General features: G+C 34.3%; 19 protein-coding genes. All 19 read left to right on the top strand.

The genetic code is table 11. The features are described 5' to 3' along the window. The first annotated feature begins 59 nt into the window (after positions 1-59). The 19 genes from fakB1 to whiA all read left to right on the top strand — a co-directional run bounded on the left by fakB1 (position 60) and on the right by whiA (position 23,382). A complete protein-coding gene (gene fakB1, locus MT340_RS10210) occupies positions 60-926 on the top strand; it encodes a fatty acid kinase binding subunit FakB1 (RefSeq protein ID WP_243589853.1) in 867 nt (288 codons plus the stop codon). A 139-nt stretch (positions 927-1,065) separates the two neighbouring features. Continuing rightward, a complete protein-coding gene (locus MT340_RS10205; RefSeq protein ID WP_243589852.1) occupies positions 1,066-2,301 on the top strand; it encodes a DEAD/DEAH box helicase family protein in 1,236 nt (411 codons plus the stop codon). Then, positions 2,294-2,968, top strand: coding sequence for a ComF family protein (locus MT340_RS10200; RefSeq protein ID WP_243589851.1), 675 nt, complete (start codon positions 2,294-2,296; stop codon positions 2,966-2,968). The genes MT340_RS10205 and MT340_RS10200 overlap by 8 nt, the downstream gene beginning before the upstream one ends. A gap of 61 nt (positions 2,969-3,029) precedes the next feature. Beyond that, positions 3,030-3,608, top strand: a complete 579-nt coding sequence (gene hpf / locus MT340_RS10195; RefSeq protein WP_243589850.1) for a ribosome hibernation-promoting factor, HPF/YfiA family — start codon at positions 3,030-3,032, stop codon at positions 3,606-3,608. A 307-nt stretch (positions 3,609-3,915) separates the two neighbouring features. Then, complete coding sequence (secA, locus tag MT340_RS10190; protein WP_243589849.1) at positions 3,916-6,453, top strand: preprotein translocase subunit SecA; 2,538 nt, start codon at positions 3,916-3,918, stop codon at positions 6,451-6,453. A gap of 221 nt (positions 6,454-6,674) precedes the next feature. Beyond that, a protein-coding gene (gene prfB, locus MT340_RS10185) for a peptide chain release factor 2 (protein WP_243589848.1) occupies positions 6,675-7,791 on the top strand; the annotation gives its coding sequence in 2 pieces (ribosomal slippage) (positions 6,675-6,746 and positions 6,748-7,791; 1,116 coding nt in all). Between the two features lie 210 nt (positions 7,792-8,001). Further along, on the top strand, positions 8,002-8,961 hold the full coding sequence (locus MT340_RS10180) for a COG3942 and LysM peptidoglycan-binding domain-containing protein (RefSeq protein ID WP_243589847.1): 960 nt from the start codon (positions 8,002-8,004) through the stop codon (positions 8,959-8,961). A gap of 217 nt (positions 8,962-9,178) precedes the next feature. Then, positions 9,179-9,820 carry a YfbR-like 5'-deoxynucleotidase gene (locus MT340_RS10175; RefSeq protein WP_243589846.1) on the top strand — a complete coding sequence of 214 codons (642 nt, stop codon included), beginning with the start codon at positions 9,179-9,181 and terminating at the stop codon, positions 9,818-9,820. Between the two features lie 5 nt (positions 9,821-9,825). Next, positions 9,826-10,053 carry a CsbA family protein gene (locus MT340_RS10170; RefSeq protein WP_243589845.1) on the top strand — a complete coding sequence of 76 codons (228 nt, stop codon included), beginning with the start codon at positions 9,826-9,828 and terminating at the stop codon, positions 10,051-10,053. Between the two features lie 308 nt (positions 10,054-10,361). Continuing rightward, positions 10,362-12,347 carry an excinuclease ABC subunit UvrB gene (gene uvrB, locus MT340_RS10165; RefSeq protein ID WP_243603840.1) on the top strand — a complete coding sequence of 662 codons (1,986 nt, stop codon included), beginning with the start codon at positions 10,362-10,364 and terminating at the stop codon, positions 12,345-12,347. A gap of 7 nt (positions 12,348-12,354) precedes the next feature. After that, the gene (gene uvrA, locus MT340_RS10160; RefSeq protein ID WP_243603839.1) at positions 12,355-15,189 is read left to right on the top strand and encodes an excinuclease ABC subunit UvrA; all 2,835 of its coding nucleotides are present in this window, start codon (positions 12,355-12,357) and stop codon (positions 15,187-15,189) included. A gap of 271 nt (positions 15,190-15,460) precedes the next feature. Next, positions 15,461-16,396: an HPr(Ser) kinase/phosphatase gene (gene hprK / locus MT340_RS10155; RefSeq protein WP_243589843.1), complete on the top strand. Its 936-nt coding sequence runs from the start codon at positions 15,461-15,463 to the stop codon at positions 16,394-16,396. Positions 16,397-16,399: 3 nt separating this feature from the next. Next, the gene (gene lgt, locus MT340_RS10150; protein ID WP_243589842.1) at positions 16,400-17,245 is read left to right on the top strand and encodes a prolipoprotein diacylglyceryl transferase; all 846 of its coding nucleotides are present in this window, start codon (positions 16,400-16,402) and stop codon (positions 17,243-17,245) included. Further along, entirely contained in the window at positions 17,245-17,724 is a 480-nt protein-coding gene (locus MT340_RS10145; RefSeq protein ID WP_243589841.1) for an acyltransferase, read from the top strand. The genes lgt and MT340_RS10145 overlap by 1 nt, the downstream gene beginning before the upstream one ends. An 18-nt stretch (positions 17,725-17,742) precedes the next feature. Further along, a complete protein-coding gene (locus MT340_RS10140) occupies positions 17,743-19,182 on the top strand; it encodes a tetratricopeptide repeat protein (RefSeq protein WP_243589840.1) in 1,440 nt (479 codons plus the stop codon). A 63-nt stretch (positions 19,183-19,245) separates the two neighbouring features. Next, on the top strand, positions 19,246-20,187 hold the full coding sequence (gene trxB, locus MT340_RS10135; RefSeq protein WP_243589839.1) for a thioredoxin-disulfide reductase: 942 nt from the start codon (positions 19,246-19,248) through the stop codon (positions 20,185-20,187). A gap of 199 nt (positions 20,188-20,386) precedes the next feature. Next, positions 20,387-21,313 (top strand): RNase adapter RapZ, encoded by a 927-nt coding sequence (gene rapZ / locus MT340_RS10130; RefSeq protein ID WP_243603838.1) that lies wholly within the window; start codon positions 20,387-20,389, stop codon positions 21,311-21,313. Then, a complete protein-coding gene (locus tag MT340_RS10125) occupies positions 21,310-22,296 on the top strand; it encodes a gluconeogenesis factor YvcK family protein (protein WP_243603837.1) in 987 nt (328 codons plus the stop codon). Before rapZ ends, MT340_RS10125 begins: the two co-directional genes overlap by 4 nt. 141 nt (positions 22,297-22,437) lie before the next feature. Next, entirely contained in the window at positions 22,438-23,382 is a 945-nt protein-coding gene (whiA, locus tag MT340_RS10120) for a DNA-binding protein WhiA (RefSeq protein ID WP_243589837.1), read from the top strand. Positions 23,383-23,449 lie beyond the last annotated feature (67 nt).

Below are 23,449 nucleotides of genomic sequence, written 5' to 3'. Positions count from 1 at the left end.
TTTTCTTTTTTAATTAAAATCACTTATAATAACGATGAGTATAATTGAGGAGGACTATTATGAAAATTGCAGTAATGGCAGATTCTACAGGGTATCTACCACAAGATATAATTAATCACTATCAGATACCTATTGCACCATTAAGTGTTGCATTTGATGATGGAGAGACTTTTACTGAAGGTGAACATGTTTCAATGCCCAAATTCTATGAAAAAATGGCCTCATCTAAAACTATCCCGACAACGAGCCAACCCGCAATTGGCGAATGGATTCAAAATTATGAACAATTAAGAGACAAAGGTTATACAGATATTATTGTTATCAACCTATCTAGTGGTATCAGTGGAAGTTATCAATCAGCTACACAAGCTGGAGAAATGGTCGAAGGCATCAATGTACATACGTTTGACACTAGACTAGCCGCAATGATTGAAGGTAGCTATGTGATATATGCGTTAGAATTAGTAGAAAAAGGTCATTCACCTGAAGAAATTATTGAAGCCTTAACAGAAGCACGTGAACATGCAGGTGCATTCTTATTTGTAGATGATTTAAAAAACTTACAAAAGAGTGGCCGTATTACTGGCGCACAAGCATGGGTAGGAACTTTATTAAAAATGAAACCAGTACTTCATTTTAAAGAAGACGGTAAAATTCATCCTTATGAAAAAGTTCGTACAAGAAAACGTGCCTTAAATGCATTAGAAGAAAATATCTTCAAGCAAATTGAAAATATGGAAGAAGTCACAGTATTTGTGATTAACGGCGATAAAACAGATGAAGGTCATACGTATTTACAACATCTGAAAGAAACATATCCTGACGTTAATATTCAATACTCTGAATTCGGTCCAGTAGTTGCCTCACATTTAGGATCTGGTGGTTTAGGTTTAGGTTACTTCCCTAAAAAAATTGAAATTAATTAAAAACTTACGTCTAAAGATAAGTTATGAGAGTATTCTCACACTTATCTTTAGACTTTTTTATTTTTTGAAAAAGGTGTGATGAATTATAAAATTTTATGGAAGATTAATATTCCCACATATAGCATTAAGCGATGAACGAGTGAAATTAACTACACCAGGGGTCCTCGAAACGAAAACGGGTCATCGTTGTATGCAATGTGGCAATGAAGATAAAACTTATTTCTGTCAGTACACTTCAGTCATTTTACAAAAAGAAATTATTTACTGTCGCCGTTGTATCCAATTAGGAAGAATGGACAATATAACAGATTACAGAATAACTGAAAGTGTGGGTCAAGTCTCAGAAGGCTATTATGATTTACCGTTCCAACTTTCCGAGCAACAAAGCTATGCTTCAACTCAAATTATTGAATCCATCAACCAGCGTGAGAATTTATTGTTATATGCGGTCACAGGCGCTGGTAAGACGGAAATGATGTTTGAAGGAATCAGTAGGGCGCGCAAATTAGGTTTGAATGTCGCGGTCATTTCGCCACGAGTCGATGTGGTGATTGAGATTAGTAAACGAATTAAAGAAGCATTTACTGACGAAGACATCGATGTGTTGCACCAATCTAGTCATCAACAATTTAATGCGCACTTTATCATTGCAACTGTGCATCAACTCTTTCGCTTTAAAAGTCATTTCGACGTCATCTTTATTGATGAAGTCGATGCATTCCCACTATCTATGGATCCTCAATTACAAGGTGCCATAGCACTTGCCTCTAAATCAAAACATAGCCACATATTTATGACGGCTACTCCTCCTAAATCTTTATTACACCAAATCCAAGCAGACCATGTTATAAAATTGCCTGTACGCTTTCACAGACATCCATTACCCGAACCAATATTTAGTTATTTCAAATTAAAGCCTACCCGTGCGCAATATAAACTAAAAAATTTATTATTAAAGCAGGTGAATGCGCAACGATTTACTTTAGTCTTCTTCAATAATATTGAACTGATGCTTAAAGCGTATGATTGTTATCATTATTTCTTCCCAGATTTAATATGTGTCTCAAGTGAAGACGCATTACGTTTTGACAAAGTCGAAGCATTGCGTCGAGGTGAACACACTATCGTATTTACTACCACCATTTTAGAAAGAGGATTTACGATGGCTCAATTAGATGTCATTGTGGTTAACGCTGATACTTTTGAAAAGGCAGCCCTAGTACAGATAGCAGGAAGAGCAGGGCGAAAACGAGAAGCACCTACTGGCACAGTATTATTTCTACATGAAGGGGTAAGTTTAGCAATGATCCAAGCCAAACGTGACATCAAACAAATGAATGAGTTAGGCAAAACGAGAGGGTGGATCAATGCATAGATGTATACAGTGTTTACAACCTATTCATGAAACATTGACTGTTTTCAATTTTTACCGACCGCGTGAACAGTTCTGTCAGTCCTGTCAAAAACAATGGGAGACAGTAACATTAGATTTAAACTCTCGTCGTTGTCCCAGATGTTTAAATAAGCAAACAACAGACAGTGACGTATGCCTAGATTGTCAATTTTTAGAAAAGACATTTACGTTAATGTCTCAATTATATTGCGACTATCAATATACAGGCGTTATGAAAGAAGTGATTCATAATTATAAATTTATGCGAGACTACTATTTAGCAAAAGTACTAGCGTCGAAACTTAAACCTCCTAAAACGTCTTATGATATGATTGTCCCCATCCCATCTCCATATGAACGCGATGCCGAACGTACTTTTAATCCAGTTACTACTGTATTAGACTACATGGGTGTGACCTATATCAACTTATTAAAAACAAAATTACGTCCTAAACAATCTCAATTAGGGAAAATAGCGCGTGCCCAAGCGTCTAATCCTTTTTACATTGAAAAGGAGATAGACATCACAAATAAAGAGATTTTACTCGTGGATGATATTTATACAACAGGTTTAACTGTGCATCATGCCGGAGAAATATTATGTGACAAAAATGTCAGAAAATTCAAAGTGTTTGCGTTTTCAAGATGAGGTAAACGTGGTATTATAATAGTAAGCATTACCAATACAAGAGGTTAAAGGAGAGATAGCTATGATTAGATTTGAAATTCATGGAGATAACCTCACTATTACAGATGCTATTCGCAACTATATTGAGGACAAAATTGGTAAACTTGAACGTTATTTTAACGATGTGCCTAATGCAGTAGCACATGTTAAAGTGAAAACGTATCAAAATTCAACAACTAAAATTGAAGTTACAATTCCATTGAAAAATGTAACATTAAGAGCAGAAGAACGACACGATGACTTATACGCTGGTATTGATTTAGTAACTGGCAAATTAGAACGTCAAGTTCGTAAATATAAAACACGTGTGAATCGCAAACAAAAAACTCGTGGTGAACAAGATGCTTTTGCGACTGAAGTGCCTGAAGCACCATCAGTTCAAGCTGCAGAAGTAGATGATAGTCAGGAGAACGATAATGAAATCGAAATTATCCGTTCTAAACAATTTAGCTTAAAACCAATGGATTCTGAAGAAGCGGTTTTACAAATGGATTTATTAGGTCATGATTTTTACATCTTTACAGATCGTGAAACAGAAGGTACTAGCATTGTTTACAAACGTAAAGATGGTAAATACGGATTGATTGAAACAACAGAATAATCACTATATAATGAGTGATACTTAAAGTTGAGAGCGTCCATATCCTATGGGCGCTCTTTAATATTTAATCATAGCGTTATTCGTGGACACTCTTAACATGCTATGCTAAGGTAAAGAGTAATGAGTTACTAATATTGAAAAAGATATAAGATATAAAAATTTAGTAGGGATAGTTAAAGTAATTTATAATAGTTGTACACAATTAAGCATAGTGCTTATATGAGTATATAAGTATAAATTTGAAAGTATAAATGATATGATAAATTGTTGTAGGCCTAACAGTTTTTAAGCTAAAGGAGCGGAAGTAATGGGATTTTTATCGAAAATTGTTGACGGCAATAAAAAAGAAACAAAACGTTTAGGGAAAATAGCTGATGAAGTACTCGCATTAGAGGAAGATATGGCTATTTTAACTGATGACGAAATTAAAGCTAAAACTAAACAATTTCAAGAAGAAGTACAAGAAATTGAAGATGTAAAAAAACAAAATGATTATTTAGATAAAATTTTACCACAAGCTTATGCACTCGTACGTGAAGGTGCAAAGCGTGTGTTTAAAATGACACCGTATAAAGTTCAAGTCATGGGTGGTATCGCTATTCATAAAGGTGATATTGCCGAAATGAGAACAGGGGAAGGTAAAACATTAACAGCTACAATGCCGACGTATTTAAATGCATTAGCTGGTCGTGGTGTTCACGTTATCACAGTTAATGAATATTTATCTAGTGTACAAAGTGAAGAAATGGCTGAACTATATGAGTTCTTAGGCTTAACAGTTGGTTTGAATTTAAATAGTAAATCAACCGTTGAAAAGCGTGAAGCCTATGCGCAAGATATTACCTATAGTACAAATAATGAATTAGGTTTCGACTATTTAAGAGATAACATGGTGAACTATGCCGAAGAGCGTGTTATGAGACCCCTTCATTTTGCTATCATTGATGAGGTTGACTCTATTTTAATTGATGAAGCAAGAACCCCATTAATCATCTCTGGTGAAGCTGAAAAATCAACATCTCTTTATACTCAAGCTAACGTTTTCGCTAAAATGTTAAAAGTTGAAGATGATTACAAGTATGATGAAAAAACGAAAGCAGTACACTTAACAGAACAAGGCGCTGATAAAGCAGAACGTATGTTTAAAATTGATAACTTATACGATGTGCAAAACGTTGAAATCATCAGTCATATCAATACAGCATTAAAAGCGCACGTGACTTTACAACGTGACGTGGACTACATGGTAGTCGATGGAGAAGTATTAATTGTAGACCAATTTACAGGTCGTACGATGCCTGGTCGTCGTTTCTCTGAAGGTTTACACCAAGCGATTGAAGCAAAAGAAGGCGTTAAAATTCAAAATGAATCAAAAACAATGGCGTCTATTACTTTCCAAAACTACTTCCGTATGTACAATAAATTAGCAGGTATGACAGGTACAGCGAAAACGGAAGAAGAAGAGTTCCGAAATATTTATAATATGACAGTAACGCAAATTCCTACCAATAAACCTGTTCAACGTGAAGATAAATCGGATTTAATCTACATTAGTCAAAAAGGTAAATTTGATGCCGTGGTGGAAGATGTAGTTGAAAAACATAAAAAAGGACAGCCTGTATTATTAGGTACAGTAGCGGTTGAAACAAGTGAATATATTTCAAACTTGCTAAAAAAACGTGGCGTTCGTCATGATGTCTTAAATGCTAAAAACCATGAACGTGAAGCTGAAATTGTAGCCAATGCAGGCCAAAAAGGTGCTGTAACGATTGCGACTAACATGGCTGGTCGTGGTACCGACATTAAACTAGGCGAAGGCGTAGAAGACATTGGTGGTCTTGCAGTTATTGGTACAGAACGTCATGAATCACGTCGTATTGATGATCAATTACGTGGTCGTTCTGGTCGTCAAGGTGATAAAGGGGACAGTCGTTTCTATTTATCACTACAAGATGAATTAATGGTACGTTTCGGTTCAGAAAGACTTCAAAAAATGATGAATCGTTTAGGGATGGATGATTCAACACCAATTGAATCTAAAATGGTGTCACGTGCTGTCGAATCAGCCCAAAAACGTGTCGAAGGTAATAACTTTGATGCGCGTAAACGTATCTTGGAATATGATGAAGTATTACGTAAACAACGTGAAATTATCTATAATGAACGTAATAATATTATTGATTCAGACAATAGTTCTGAATTAGTAATGGCAATGTTACGCTCAACGTTACAACGTGCTGTGAATTATCACATTAATGAAGAAGACGATAATCCGGATTACACACCATTTATTAACTATGTTAATGACGTATTCTTGCAAGAAGGCGACTTAACTGAAGAGGAAATCAAAGGTAAAGATTCAGAAGATATCTTTGATGTTGTATGGACTAAGATTGAAAAAGCTTATGAAAGTCAAAAAGAAAAAATTGGCGATCAAATGCCTGAGTTTGAACGTATGATTTTATTACGTTCAATTGATACGCATTGGACTGATCATATCGATACTATGGACCAATTGCGTCAAGGTATCCACTTACGTTCATATGCACAACAAAATCCGCTTCGTGATTATCAAAATGAAGGTCACGAATTATTCGATATGATGATGCAAAATATCGAAGAGGATACGTCTAAGTTTATTCTTAAATCAGTCATTCAAGTTGACGATGACATAGAACGTGAAAAAACGACTGACTTTGGTAATGCACAACATGTGTCAGCTGAAGACGGTAAAGAAAAAGCGAAAAAACAACCTGTTGTTAAAGGTGAAAAGATTGGTCGTAATGACCCTTGTCCATGTGGCAGTGGTAAGAAATACAAAAACTGTCACGGTAAAGACGAATAATAAAAGAATTGTTTTAGAAAATGGGATATGTGAAGGTATTCACGCTCCTGTTTTTTTATATAGTGGCAAGGTATAGTTATACTTCAACATAAGGCCTCATGACAGGGCTTCAATATCTTACCAGAGTAAATCGTATTGGCCTTTTCCAAAAAAATGACAAGTGCGAGAAATATCATGTATGATTAAGAAATGTATAGTAATGATTAATAGGAGAGATATGAATGGAATTATCTGAAATTAAACGTAATATTGATGAATATATGAATGATTTAGAACAAATTAGGGGGTCTCTTTGACTTAGAGAATAAAGAGACGAATATCCAAGAATATGAGGAAATGATGACGGAGCCCAATTTCTGGGATGATCAAAATAAGGCGCAAGAGATTATTGACAAAAATAATGCGTTGAAGGCTGTGGTGAATGGTTATCATGATTTGAATAATGAAGTTGAAGATATGACTGCGACTTGGGAATTGTTGCAAGAGGAATTTGATGAGGATATGAAAGATGACTTGGAACAAGAGGTCGTTGGTTTCAAGGAGAAAGTCGACCAATTTGAGTTGCAATTGTTATTAGATGGTCCTCATGATGCGAATAATGCGATTCTTGAATTGCACCCTGGCGCAGGTGGTACGGAGTCTCAAGACTGGGCGAGCATGTTACTACGTATGTATCAGCGTTATGGTGAGCAACAAGGTTTCAAAGTTGAAACAGTAGACTATTTACCGGGTGATGAAGCGGGTGTTAAGAGTGTCACGTTATTAATCAAAGGTCATAATGCATACGGTTATTTAAAAGCTGAAAAAGGCGTGCATCGATTAGTCAGAATTTCACCATTTGATTCATCAGGTCGACGTCATACGTCATTTGCTTCATGTGATGTCATTCCAGAATTTAATAATGATGAAATTGAGATTGAAATTAACCCGGATGATATTACGGTGGATACGTTTAGAGCCTCAGGTGCTGGTGGTCAGCACATTAACAAAACGGAATCTGCCATTCGAATTACGCACCATCCCACAGGTATTGTAGTAAATAACCAAAATGAACGTTCACAAATTAAAAACCGTGAAGCGGCGATGAAGATGTTGAAAGCCAAATTGTATCAATTAAAATTGGAAGAGCAAGAACGTGAAATGGCTGAAATTCGTGGTGAACAAAAAGAAATTGGCTGGGGAAGTCAAATTCGCTCATATGTCTTCCATCCATATTCAATGGTGAAAGATCATCGTACTAATGAAGAAACTGGTAAAGTAGATGCAGTGATGGACGGTGAAATCCAACCATTTATTGAAGCTTACCTAAGACAGTCAATGAATAGTAATGAAGAATAATGCAGTGAGTAGATTTTTATTGAATTAATTTGAAAATGAATGCTTTATGTGTAATTAGCAAATATATTTATTACTAAGATAGGCGTTTTTAATTAAATATGAAGTGTTATTTAACCTTTATATTACAACGGTTTAACATTACACTTTTCCAAAAAAATTTGTGCTACAGTATTGATGAACAAGAATACATTACTACAAAGGAATGACAACATGAGAAAAAAATCATTGACTGTAACACTAACATCTATCGCAGCGTTTGCTGGTATTAATGGCTTAGCTAGTGCACAACAAACACATGTAGTTGAGAAAACAACGTCAGTAGAAACATTAGCGCATCAATTTGCTACGACTGCTAGTGAAATCCAATCATTAAATCATATTCAATCAAGCGAAGTTCAACAAGGCACATCTTTAGTAGTTCCAGACAAAGATGTCGTTGAAGTAAAAGCTGGAGATACGTTAAATAAAATTGCTAAAGCACATCATATTTCTTTAGACGAGGTTTATGCACTTAATCCTGGTTTATCTACACTTATTCATCCAGGTGATTTAATTGCAGTAACTGAAAAAGGCGCTGCAAGTTTAGACAATAATGCACTTGACAATGCTAAACTTTATGCAATTGCTACAGCGTCTGAAGATCAAGCAATCAATACTACGCAACTTGCAAATTTATATGACCATGATTATCAAGGAAGTAACGCAGTAACATATAGCAAAGGTACTTATAACTATGGTGCGACTGCTAATGAAGTGCCATCAAGATATGCGACTAGCTACAACTATCATGTGAAAACAACAAGTGCACCTGTAATTTCAAATTATAACTATGGTACTGTAAGCAACCAAGGCAATCGTTATTACGTTGGTAATTGTACATATTATGCGTTTGACCGTCGTCAACAATTAGGTCGATCAGTTGGAAGTTTCTGGGGTAACGCAAGTAACTGGGCGAATTCAGCTAGAAATGCTGGATTAGCGGTTGATAACAGACCAGAAGTCGGTGCCATCTTCCAAACTAGCGCTGGTTACTACGGTCATGTAGGCGTAGTTGAACGCGTGAATAGCGATGGTTCAGTTTATGTATCTGAAATGAACTGGAATGGAAACTTTAATAATGTTACAAACCGAACTATTAAAAATACTTCAGGTTATAACTTTATCCATTAAGAGAAGTATCATATAAATTAATTAAAAGATGAGAAAGCACTGTACTGGCAAAGATTTAACTGCTAGTATAGTGCTTTTTATTTCATACAGTTTTATTAAATTCAAAATGCACATGTTTCCAATATTTAATATAGATTGATACTTTTCATCAAATTATTGATTGATATAATAAAAATAAGTATAATCTTTACTTAATAAAACATGGAGGTTTCGTAATATGGGTGTTCATCAATATTTTAAAAGACTTTCTGATTTAGAAAAATTAATCCGCTTACCAGGTAAATTTAAATATTTTGAGCATAATGTAGCAGCGCATTCCTTTAAAGTAACTAAAATTGCACAATACTTAGCAACTGTTGAAGAATATCATGGTAATACAATTGATTGGAAAAGTTTATACGAGAAAGCATTGAATCATGACTTTGCGGAAGTATTTACTGGAGATATTAAAACCCCTGTTAAATACGCTAGAACAGAGTTGAAAATGTTATTCTCTCAAGTTGAAGAAGAAATGGTGAACACATTTATTAACGAAGATATTCCAGAGGCGTATCAAGATATTTATCGCAAAAGACTTCAAGAAGGTAAAGATGATTCTTTGGAAGGACAAATTTTATCCGTTGCAGATAAAATTGATTTACTTTATGAGACGTTTGGAGAAATTCAAAAGCGTAACCCAGAGTCTTTATTCTTTGAAATTTATGAAAATAGTCTGGAAACGATTATTCAGTTTGATCACTTAAGTTCGGTGCAAGATTTTATAGACAATGTCATCCCGGAAATGTTAACTGAAAACTTTATACCAAAAGCTGAATTACGTGAAACAACAATGGCCATATTAAATCGTAGAAATGGGTGAATGAAATGATTTGGTATGCTTTAGCCGCTTTTTTTCCATGTGTATTAGTCGTATTATTTAGTGTGATTACGAGAAGTAAGTGGGTAGGCGTGATTGTAACACTTATTTTAATTGCAACGTCAATTTATAAAGGGTTCTTTCATAATGAATGGATTATCTTCATTGATGTGGTGTCTTTATTAGCAGGATACGTTATTATAGATAAGTTAGAATTTCATAAACATCAAGATTAATATTATATAAACAGATAAATTGAATTTAGAAATAAGTTGTTTTATATTAAATCTACATATAATAGAAGAAATTCATAAAAAAAGAGTGAATATCAAATCTTTAGATGAGGCCACGAGGTTAAAATTTTTTGACTTAAGTCTCATCTCTTTTTATATAACCGAATGATTAATAAAGGAAGATACAAACGTAAGCGAACAAACGTTTGTATTTTTATTTATATTTTTGCTAAAATAAATTTAAGTAAGAATACTTTTCAAAGAATAGGAAATAAGAGAAGTAAGCACAAATTGAGGAGGCGCTTGTAAGAATGGTGGAACATTATCCATTTAAATTAAATTCTGAGTTTGATCCACAAGGGGACCAACCTCAAGCAATTAAAAAGATTGTAGAAGGTGTTAATGAAGGTAAACGTCATCAAACTTTACTCGGTGCTACCGGTACTGGTAAAACGTTCACCATGAGTAATGTAATTAAAGAAGTGGGGAAACCGACTTTAATTATTGCCCATAATAAAACATTAGCTGGACAATTATATAGTGAATTTAAAGAGTTCTTCCCTGAGAACAGAGTGGAATATTTTGTAAGTTATTACGATTATTATCAACCTGAAGCTTATGTGCCTTCTACGGATACATTTATTGAGAAAGATGCGTCAATTAATGACGAAATTGACCAGTTACGTCACTCTGCTACAAGCGCATTATTTGAGCGTGATGATGTAATTATTATCGCCAGTGTAAGTTGCATCTATGGTTTAGGGAATCCAGAAGAATATAAAGATTTAGTAGTTAGTGTACGTGTAGGAATGGAAATGGATCGTAGTGAATTGCTTCGTAAATTAGTAGATGTACAATATTCTAGAAATGACATTGATTTCCAGCGTGGTACGTTTAGAGTACGTGGGGATGTCGTTGAAATTTTCCCAGCGTCTCGTGAAGAAATGTGTATACGCGTTGAATTCTTTGGCGATGAAATTGATCGTATTCGCGAAGTCAATTATTTAACAGGTGAAGTGATTCGCGAAAGAGAACACTTTGCTATTTTCCCGGCCTCTCACTTCGTTACCCGTGAAGAGAAAATGAAAATAGCTATCGAACGTATTGAAAAAGAATTAGAAGAACGCTTACAAGAATTAAGAGATGAGAATAAATTACTTGAGGCACAACGTTTAGAACAACGCACAAACTACGATTTAGAAATGATGCGTGAGATGGGCTTTTGTTCAGGTATTGAAAACTACTCTGTTCATTTAACATTAAGACCACCTGGTTCAACGCCATATACATTACTAGATTACTTTGGTGATGACTGGTTAGTAATGATAGATGAATCCCATGTTACCTTACCGCAAATTAGAGGGATGTTTAATGGTGACCAAGCGCGTAAAAAAGTGTTAGTAGATCATGGCTTTCGCTTACCTAGTGCAATGGATAACCGACCGCTTAAATTTGAAGAGTTTGAACAAAAAACGAAACAGTTAGTATATGTATCAGCTACACCAGGTCCATATGAACTTGAACACACTGATGAAATGGTGGAACAAATTATTCGTCCTACTGGCTTATTAGATCCTAAAATTGATGTACGCCCAACGAAAAATCAAATTGATGATTTATTAGGCGAAATTCAAGAAAGAATTGATAGAGATGAACGTGTATTAGTGACGACATTAACTAAAAAAATGAGTGAAGATTTAACAACATATATGAAAGAAGCGGGTATCAAAGTTAATTACTTACACTCAGAAATTAAAACACTAGAACGTATCGAAATCATTCGTGACTTACGTATGGGTACATATGATGTAGTTGTAGGTATTAACTTGCTAAGAGAAGGTATTGATATCCCTGAAGTATCATTAGTTGTTATTTTAGATGCTGATAAGGAAGGCTTCTTACGTTCTAACCGTTCATTAATTCAAACAATCGGTCGTGCTGCACGTAATGATAAAGGTGAAGTCATTATGTATGCCGACAAGATGACGGACTCAATGCAGTATGCCATCGACGAGACACAGCGTCGTCGTGAAATTCAAATGGCGCATAATGAAAAATATGGCATCACACCGAAAACAATTAATAAGAAAATTCATGATGTTATTAGTGCTACTGTGGATAATGATGAAACAAATGAAAAACAACAAACAGAAGTACCTAAGAAAATGACTAAGAAAGAACGTCAAAAAACGATTGAAAATATAGAGAAAGAAATGAAAAAAGCAGCGAAAGACTTAGACTTCGAAAGAGCAACAGAATTGAGAGATATGTTATTTGAATTAAAAGCAGAAGGGTGACAGATAAATGAAGGGACCAAGTATCGTAGTTAAAGGTGCAAGAGCACATAATTTAAAAAATATTGATATTGAACTTCCTAAAAATAAATTAATTGTTATGACAGGGTTATCTGGCTCAGGTAAATCATCACTTGCCTTTGACACGATTTACGCAGAAGGCCAACGTCGATATGTGGAATCTTTAAGTGCCTATGCACGCCAATTTTTAGGACAAATGGATAAACCAGACGTAGATACAATCGAAGGTTTATCTCCTGCTATTTCGATTGACCAAAAAACAACAAGTAAGAACCCACGTTCAACTGTGGCAACTGTAACTGAAATTTATGATTATATTCGTTTGCTTTATGCACGTGTAGGAAAAGCGTACTGTCCAAATCACGGTATTGAAATTGAATCACAAACTGTACAACAAATGGTAGATCGTATTTTAGAGCTTGAAGAACGTACTAAAATTCAAATTTTAGCGCCAGTGATTTCACATAGAAAAGGCAGTCACGAGAAATTAATTGAAGATATTGGTAAAAAAGGATATGTACGTTTACGTGTTGATGGTGAAATCGTGGATGTAAACGAAGTGCCAGAGTTAGATAAGAATAAAAATCATACAATTGAGGTTGTAGTGGACCGATTAGTTGTAAAAGATGGTATTGAAACGCGTTTAGCTGATTCAATTGAAACAGGTTTAGAATTAGCAGAAGGCAACATTACAGTAGACGTCATTGGTGGGGAAGACATTAAATTCTCTGAGAACCATGCATGCCCAATTTGTGGTTTCTCAATCGGTGAATTAGAGCCAAGAATGTTTAGTTTTAATAGTCCATTTGGGGCTTGCCCCACATGTGATGGGTTAGGTCAACGTTTAACAGTTGATGTTGACTTAGTTGTTCCAGACAAGAATAAAAGTTTAAATGAGGGTGCGATTGAACCTTGGGAACCAACAAGTTCTGATTTTTATCCAACATTATTAAAACGTGTTTGCGAAGTTTACAAAATTAATATGGATAAACCTTTTAAAAAATTAACAGATAGACAAAAAGATATATTAATGAATGGTTCTGGAGATAAACAAATAGAATTTTCATTCCATAGCCGAAATGGTGGCACACGTAATAGAACAATGAAATTCGAAGGCGTACTACCTAATATAAACCGTCGCTATCATGAATCCCCCTCAGAATATACACGAGAAGTAATGAGTAAATACATGACAGAATTGCCATGCGAAACGTGTCATGGTAAACGTTTGAGTAAAGAGGCTTTATCTGTTTATGTAGGTGGTTATAATATTGGAGAAGTTGTGGAATATTCCATTAATAATGCTTTACAATATTATGAAAATATTGAGTTATCAGAACAAGATAGAACAATAGCGAATCAAATTTTAAAAGAAATTATTTCTCGCTTATCGTTCTTAAATAACGTTGGTTTAGAATATTTAACCTTAAATCGTTCATCAGGTACTTTATCAGGTGGGGAAGCACAACGTATTCGTTTAGCTACTCAAATAGGTTCTCGTTTAACTGGTGTTCTTTATGTATTAGATGAACCTTCAATTGGTTTGCACCAACGTGATAATGACAGACTCATTGGTACGTTAAAAGAAATGCGCGATTTAGGTAATACGTTAATTGTTGTTGAACATGATGACGATACAATGAGAGCGGCAGATTATCTTGTAGACGTTGGTCCAGGAGCAGGTAATCATGGTGGTGAAATTGTTTCAAGTGGTACCCCAGCTAAAGTAATGAAAGATAAGAAGTCATTAACTGGTCAATATTTAAGTGGTAAGAAACGTATTGATGTACCTGAACATCGTCGTGAAATTACTGATAAAAAAATTAGTATCAAAGGCGCACGAAGTAATAACTTAAAAGGTGTGGATGTAGATATTCCATTGTCTGTTATGACGGTAGTTACAGGCGTATCTGGTTCAGGTAAAAGTTCACTCGTTAATGAAGTATTATATAAAGCTTTAGCGCAAAAGATTAATAAATCTAAAGTGAGACCAGGAGATTATGATGCAATTGAAGGCATCGATCAATTAGATAAAATTATCGATATCGATCAGTCTCCAATCGGTAGAACACCTCGATCTAATCCAGCAACCTATACAGGTGTATTTGACGATATTCGTGATGTCTTTGCGCAAACAAATGAAGCTAAAATTCGTGGATATCAAAAAGGACGTTTTAGTTTCAACGTAAAAGGTGGACGTTGTGAAGCTTGTAAAGGTGACGGTATTATTAAAATTGAAATGCACTTCTTACCAGATGTCTATGTACCTTGTGAAGTATGTGATGGTAAACGCTATAATCGTGAAACGTTAGAAGTCACATATAAAGGCAAGAATATTGCAGATGTATTAGAAATGACTGTAGAAGAAGCGACGTATTTCTTTGAAAATATTCCTAAAATACATCGTAAATTACAAACACTTGTAGATGTAGGTTTAGGCTACATCACCCTCGGTCAACAAGCGACTACACTTTCTGGTGGGGAAGCACAACGTGTTAAGTTAGCCTCAGAATTGCATAAACGTTCTACTGGTCGTTCAATATATATATTAGATGAACCAACAACTGGTTTGCATGTAGACGATATTAGTAGATTGTTGAAAGTGTTAAACCGACTTGTTGAAAATGGCGATACGGTTGTTATCATCGAACATAACTTAGACGTCATTAAAACCGCAGATCATATTATTGATTTAGGCCCTGAAGGTGGGGAAGGTGGCGGTACAATCGTTGCTACCGGTACCCCAGAAGAAATTGCGAAAGTAGAGTCATCTTATACTGGTAAATATTTGAAACCTGTACTGGAACGCGATTCAGTCGAATAAATTTGCAGATGAATTTACATCCTGAATAAAAACTAAATACACTAGTGGTCTTTCCTAAATAAAGTGGCAAAAGAGAAGAAATAATGAGAAAATATTGATTTCTTCGATGCTATTAATAGCACTTCTAAGCCTTTTAGTGGGAAAGACTTTTTTATTTTTAGAGATTGAAAAACAAATTCCCAGTTAAAGCTACATTTTTATATAAATAATGACATCATTTTTGATATGATAGTAGATGAATGAATTCAAGTGAAAAATTTGAGGTGAACTCATGTTAACGACAGAGAAATTAGTCAAATTATTAAATTTAGAACTTTTTACAGGGGAAAAAGGATTACATAAACATATTAAAAATACAGATATATCACGTCCTGGATTGGAAATGGCTGGGTATTTTTCACACTATGCGTCAGATAGAATCCAATTATTAGGAACGACTGAATTATCTTTTTATAATTTACTGCCAGATGAAGAACGACAAGGACGTATGCGTAAACTATGTCGCCCAGAAACACCGGCTATTATTGTGACAAGAGGATTAGAACCACCTCAAGAACTAATCGAAGCATCTCAAGAAATGGACACCCCGTTAATTGTTTCTAAAGATGCTACAACGAGTTTGATGAGTCGTTTAACTACGTTCTTAGAACATGAGCTAGCGCAAAGCACTTCATTGCACGGAGTATTAGTCGATGTATATGGAGTAGGTGTGTTAATAACTGGAGATTCAGGTATCGGTAAAAGTGAAACGGCATTAGAATTAGTGAAACGTGGACACCGTTTAGTAGCTGACGATAATGTTGAAATTCGCCAAATTACTAAAGGTGAACTTATTGGTACTCCCCCGAAATTAATAGAACATTTACTTGAAATTCGAGGTCTCGGTATTATCAATGTGATGACATTGTTTGGTGCAGGATCTATTTTGACGGAAAAACAAATTCGCTTAAATATAAATTTAGAAAATTGGAATAAAGATAAATTATATGATCGCGTTGGTTTAAACGAAGAAACATTACAAATTCTAGATACTGAGATCACTAAAAAAACAGTGCCCGTACGCCCGGGTAGAAACGTGGCCGTGATTATAGAAGTGGCAGCGATGAATTATCGTTTAAATATTATGGGTATTAACACGGCGGAAGAATTTAACCAACGCTTGAATGAAGAGATTTTAAGAAAAGGTAATCAAAGCAAGGAGAAATAAGATATGATGTTTAATTTGAATTATATTGATCCAACTGCTTTTCACTTAGGACCTTTATCTATTAAATGGTATGGGATCATTATCGCCGTAGGTATTCTTATTGGTTATTTTATCGCCCAAGAAAGTTTGAAACATGTTGGTTTACATAAAGATACATTAGTCGATGTCATTTTCTATAGTGCGATCTTTGGCTTTTTAGTTGCACGTATTTATTTTGTGATTTTCCAATGGCCTTACTATATGGAGAATCCGGGAGAAATACCTAAGATTTGGCATGGTGGTATCGCAATACACGGTGGTCTAATAGGTGGATTTATTACCGGGATAATTGTGTGTAAGATAAAGAATTTAAATCCATTTCAAATTGGGGATATCGTCGCACCGAGTATTATTTTAGCGCAAGGTATTGGTCGTTGGGGTAATTTTATGAACCATGAAGCACATGGTGGACCTGTGTCTAGAACATTCTTAGAACATTTACATATTCCAGAGTTTATTATTCGTAATATGTATATAGAAGGTGTTTATTATCATCCGACATTTTTATATGAATCAATATGGGATGTACTAGGATTTATTATTCTCATTACAATTAGAAGACATCTTCGCGTGGGAGAAACATTTGCCCTTTACTTAATATGGTATTCAATTGGACGTTTCTTTGTTGAAGGATTACGAACAGATAGTTTAATGTTAACGAGTCATATACGTGTCGCTCAATTAGTTTCTGCTATCTTAATTATTGCAGGTATTATTTTAATCGTTTATAGACGCATGAAATATAACCCTCCAATTTATAAAAAAGCAGGACCGTTAAATTGGTCTAATAATAAGGTGAATGTTAAATAATGCGACGCTTAACTAAGATTACAAGACAGGCGGTAAATCCATTATGGCGTATTTACCGCTTCGTAAGTTTCCCAAAGACATTTAGAAACACGTTAATTATTGAGGTGTGTCGTTACATACCCAATTTAAAGTTGAAACGATGGATATATATTCATTTTTTGAAAATGAATATCGGCAAACAGACCGCGATTGCATACAAAGTCATGCCAGATATTTTTCATCCTCAATTAATATCGATTGGCAATAATTGTGTAATTGGTTATAATACTACAATATTAACGCATGAAGTTTTAGTGGAAGAATATCGTTATGGCTCAGTAAATATTGGAGATCAAACTTTAATAGGGGCTAACACCACTATCTTGCCAGGTGTAAATATCGGTCATCATGTAATCGTGAAAGCCGGCACTATTGTTTCTAAAGATATCCCAGATAACACTGTGGCATATGGAAATCCGATGCACATACATTATAAATAAAAAGAGAGGTGACAAAGTATGGCACAAAACAACAATAACGTAATATCAATGGTATTTGATGAAGACTTCTATCGTAAAATGGCAGATCAAAAATTTAAACAACAAGATTTTAAAAAAGCAGCGGAGTACTATAAAAAAGTGCTTGATTTGTCACCAAATGATTTCGATATTAAATTAAACTATACGCAGTGTCTTACTAAAATGAATTTAGGTAGCCAAGCTGAGAAGCTTTTTTACGAGAATATTATTAAAAGAGACCATGTAGAAGAAAGCTATTACCAATTAAGTCAATTGAACATCGAACTTAATGAGCCAAACAAGGCCTTCTTGTTTGGTATTAATTATGTGATTTTGACTGAAGACAAAGCATTTAGATCGGAATTAGAACAAACATTTGAAGTTTCTTATATTAGTGAAGAAAAAATTGAATTAGAAGCGCAGTTATTTGCGACACAATTGTTATTCCAATATTTATTTTCACAAGGGCGCTTAGAAGAAGCGCGTGCATATATCTTGCAACAAGATGAAGAAATTCAAGAACATCGTGTCGTACGTAATTTATTAGCTATGTGTTATTTATATTTAAGTGAGTACGAAACGGCAAAAGAATTATTTGAAACCTTGTTAAGCGAAGATAATTCTGATGTACATGCATTATGCCATTATACCTTATTACTATATAACACTAATGAAACTGAAAAGTATCAAAAATATTTAAAGATTTTAAGTAAAGTCGTACCAATGAATGACGATGAAAGTTTCAAATTAGGTATTGTATTGAGCTATTTAAAACAATATGAAGCGTCTCAACAGCTTTTATTACCGTTATATAAAAAAGGTAAGTTTGCTTCTATACAAATGTTTAACGCTTTGAGTTTTAACTATTATTACCTTGGAAATAAAGAACAAAGTGAAGTATTCTGGGAAAAACTGCTACAAATTTCTAAAGTTGATGTGGGTTATGCGCCATGGGTGATTGAAGAAAGTAAACAAATATTCGATCAGAAAATTCAACCATTATTAATGGACGATGATAGTCACTATAGATTATATGGCGTGTTCTTATTGAACCAATTAAACGGTAAAGAAATTCTGATGACTGAAGAAATTTGGTCGGTCTTAGAAACAATGAATGATTATGAAAAACTGTATTTAACTTATCTAGTACAAGGCCTTCATTTAAATAAATTAGATTTTATTCATCGAGGTTTGCTTAAACTTTATAATATTAAGGATTTACGTCAAGATACAGAATTATTTATAAGCTGGATTGATAAAGGCGAAGGATTAATTGCGAATGAAGTCGATTTAAGTGAGGTCGATAGATACGTTGCAGCTCATGTTTATCTTTATCATCGTTACTATGAATCCCATAAAACTAAAAAAGAAATTATAGAATTATTTAATACCTCAAGATACAAATTAGATAACGCCATCAATCAATTATTGAGCATATAAATTTAAGAAACAACGATTATAATATATAATGCGCATGATAAGAAAAAGGTAGGAGGCATAAAAATGACTGAAGTAAACTATGATGTTGCAATTATCGGTGCTGGGCCCGCTGGCATGACAGCAGCAGTTTATGCATCACGTGCTAACTTAAGCACTGTTATGATTGAAAGAGGAATGCCGGGTGGACAAATGGCAAACACTGAAGAAGTGGAAAACTTCCCAGGCTTTGAAATGATTACTGGTCCGGATTTATCAACTAAAATGTTCGAACATGCGAAAAAATTTGGTGCTGAATATCAATATGGTGATATTAAATCAATTGAAGATAAAGGTGACTACAAAGTCATTAATTTAGGTAATAAAGAAGTCACAGCACACGCTGTAATTATTTCTACCGGTGCAGAATATAAAAAAATTGGTGTACCTGGTGAACAAGAACTAGGCGGCCGTGGCGTAAGTTACTGTGCAGTATGTGATGGCGCATTCTTTAAAAATAAAAACTTATTCGTAATTGGTGGCGGTGACTCTGCAGTTGAAGAAGGCGCGTTCTTAACTAAATTCGCAGATAAAGTTACAATTGTACACCGTAGAGACGAATTAAGAGCTCAAAAAATATTACAAGATCGTGCATTTAAAAATGATAAAATCGACTTTATTTGGAGCCATACACTTAAATCAATTAATGAAAAAGATGGTAAAGTAGGTTCTGTTACCCTAGTATCTACTAAAGATGCCTCAGAACAAACATTAGATGCTGACGGTGTATTTATCTATATTGGAATGAAACCTTTAACTGCGCCATTTAATAACTTAGGTATCACAAATGATACGGGTTATATCGTTACTAAAGATGATATGACAACATCAGTGCCAGGTATTTTTGCAGCTGGTGATGTAAGAGATAAAGGTCTTCGTCAAATTGTTACAGCTACAGGTGACGGTAGTATTGCTGCTCAAAGTGCAATCGATTATATTGAAGAATTAAAAGATAAAGCAGAAGCTTAAGTAAAGAATCAAGCTAGAATAATGCCTCTATGAACTTTTTTGATGGGCATTGTTCTAGCTTTTTTATTTTGAAAATAAAACCCAATAAACAAGTGGTGTCGTTAGTTACCTTCTCTAGAACATGTGATATTATGAAAGTGAATAAATATTTATGTGTACGTATAAGAAATAAATATAGACTAACTGGGCGGTGTTCATAATGATAAATCAAGTAGACAATGAAACAAGTGAAAAAATAAGTAAGAGTGAATTATTAGTAGTGACCGGATTATCAGGCGCTGGTAAATCTGTAGTCATTCAATGTCTAGAAGATATAGGCTTCTTCTGTGTAGACAATTTACCACCTATTTTATTACCAAAATTTGTAGAACTAATGGAACAGGGAAACCCATCATTACAAAAAGTAGCGATTGCTATTGATTTGCGAGGTAAAGAATTATTTGCTTCATTAGTAGAAGAAATTGATGCGATTAAAAGTCGTAATGATGTCATCGTCGACGTGATGTTTTTAGAAGCGGATACAGAGAAACTCATTTCAAGATATAAAGAATCTCGACGTGCTCATCCATTAAATGAAAACGGGCAAATGTCACTTATTGATGCTATTCTTGAAGAAAGACAATTACTATCTAGAATTCGTACTTTTGCAAATTATATAGTAGATACTACAGATTTAAAAACTAAAGAATTGAAAGAAAAAGTGAAAAAGAAATTTAAAGATGAAAGTTTCAAGTCATTTAGTATTAATGTGACAAGTTTTGGATTTAAACATGGTATTCAAATGGATGCTGATTTAGTATTTGATGTGCGTTTCTTGCCGAACCCATATTATGTAGAAGACTTAAGACCGATGACGGGGGAAGATGAGGCAGTTTATAATTATGTTATGAAATGGAAAGAAACAGAAATCTTTTTTGAAAAGTTAATGGACTTACTAAAATTCATGGTTCCAGGCTATAAAAAAGAAGGGAAAGCTCAGTTAGTTATTGCGATAGGTTGTACAGGTGGACAACATCGTTCAGTAGCGTTAGCTAAGCGTATTGGTCAAGAACTAGGAGACATTTTTGATTATAATGTTTATGTTCATCACAGAGATGCACATATTGAAAGTGGCGTGAAAAAATGAAACAGTTAAAAATCGTACTAATAGGTGGTGGGACTGGCCTATCAGTATTAGCTAGAGGGTTAAGAGAATATCCTATTGATATTACAGCCATCGTTACGGTAGCTGATGACGGGGGAAGCACTGGGAAGATTCGTAACGAAATGGATATTCCTGCGCCAGGAGATATTCGTAACGTGATTGCGGCACTTAGTGATGCCGAACCTATATTAGAAGAATTATTTCAATATCGCTTTGAAGAGCATCAAATTGAAGGACATTCACTTGGGAATCTTTTATTGGCTGCACTGACTAATATTAAAAATGACTTTGGTCATGCGGTTAAAGAATTAAGTAAAATCTTAAATATTAAAGGTAAAGTCATACCGTCTACAAATACTAATGTCATGTTAAATGCCATTTTAGAAGATGGAGAAGTCGTAAGAGGAGAATCTAAAATCCCTCAGAAGAATAAAAAAATTGAGCGTGTATATTTAGAACCGTCCAATGTTGAACCTATGGAAGAAGCGATTGATGCATTAGAAGAAGCGGATTTAATTGTACTAGGACCAGGTTCTCTATACACTAGCGTCATTTCCAATTTATGCGTCAAAGGAATGTCAGATGCTATTTTGAGTTCTAAAGCACCTAAACTTTATATTTCTAATATTATGACACAACCAGGAGAAACAAATCAGTATGATGTTTTAGATCATATTGAGGCTATTCACGATCATGCTGGCAAACAATTTATTGATTACGTGATTTGTAGCGATGAGAAATATGATGAACAAATTTTAAGGCATTATAAAAACCGCAATGCCCAACCAGTAGTGATGAACGAAGATGATTTAACAAAAAATAACATTAAAATTATTACATCTACAAACTTGGTAGAAGTGTATGATGACTATTTGGTGCGTCATAATACTAAAGTACTCGCTAAATTAATCTATGACTTAGCTCTTGAATTAACAAGTACAATTCAATTTAAACCTAAGAAATAATATATCGTTTTTACCCTTTAAAAATTATGATAAAATAGAGGACATGTGTGTATAATCGTTGAGTTACGATAACTTAATGAATTTTGGAATGTTAATTACATATATTTATGACAATGATTAGAAAGGAAGGTAAATGAGGCGATGAGTTTTGCATCAGACATGAAAAATGAATTAACCCGTATTGAAGTAGATGAAAGCAACGCAAAAGCGGAACTTAGCGCATTAATTCGTATGAATGGTGCCCTCAGTCTATCTAATCAACAATTTGTAATTAATGTTCAAACTGAAAATGCGACAACAGCACGTCGTATTTATTCATTAATTAAACGAATATTTAATGTTGAGATTGAAATATTAGTGCGTAAGAAGATGAAATTAAAGAAAAATAATATTTATATTTGTCGTACTAAAGTAAGAGCTAGAGAAATTCTTGACGAACTTGGAATTTTAAAAAATGGCATCTTTGTACATGATATTGATGCAAGTATGATTAAAGATGATGAAATGCGTAGAAGTTACTTACGAGGGGCATTTTTAGCGGGTGGTTCAGTAAATAATCCAGAAACATCTTCTTACCATCTAGAAATATTTTCACAGTATGAGAATCATTCTGAAGGTTTAACTAAGTTAATGAATAGCTATGGCCTAAATGCGAAACACTTAGAACGTAAAAAGGGCAGTATAGCTTATTTAAAAGAAGCAGAAAAAATCTCTGAATTCCTAAGTTTAATAGGTGGTTATCAAGCATTATTAAAATTCGAAGATGTGCGCATAGTAAGAGATATGAGAAACTCAGTAAATCGCTTAGTCAACTGTGAAACCGCTAATTTAAATAAAACAGTTAGCGCTGCGATGAAACAAGTACAAAGCATCCAACTTATCGATGAAGAAATCGGCATAGAGAATCTTCCGGATCGATTAAGAGAAATTGCTAAATTACGTGTTGAACATCAAGAAATTTCATTAAAAGAACTAGGGGAAATGGTCTCAACTGGTCCTATTTCTAAATCAGGTGTTAATCATCGCTTGAGAAAATTAAATGAACTAGCTGATAAAATTCGTAGTGGCGAGAATATAGAATTATAAATATGAAGCAAGGTGTTTTTGGAATAGTAATCAAAAATACCTTTTTTTATTGAAGAATGTTGTTGAA

Source organism: Staphylococcus sp. NRL 16/872, assembly GCF_022815905.2.
GTDB lineage: Bacteria > Bacillota > Bacilli > Staphylococcales > Staphylococcaceae > Staphylococcus.
The sequence above is the reverse complement of the archived record's forward strand: the minus strand, read 5'-3'. Positions and strand labels throughout refer to the sequence as shown.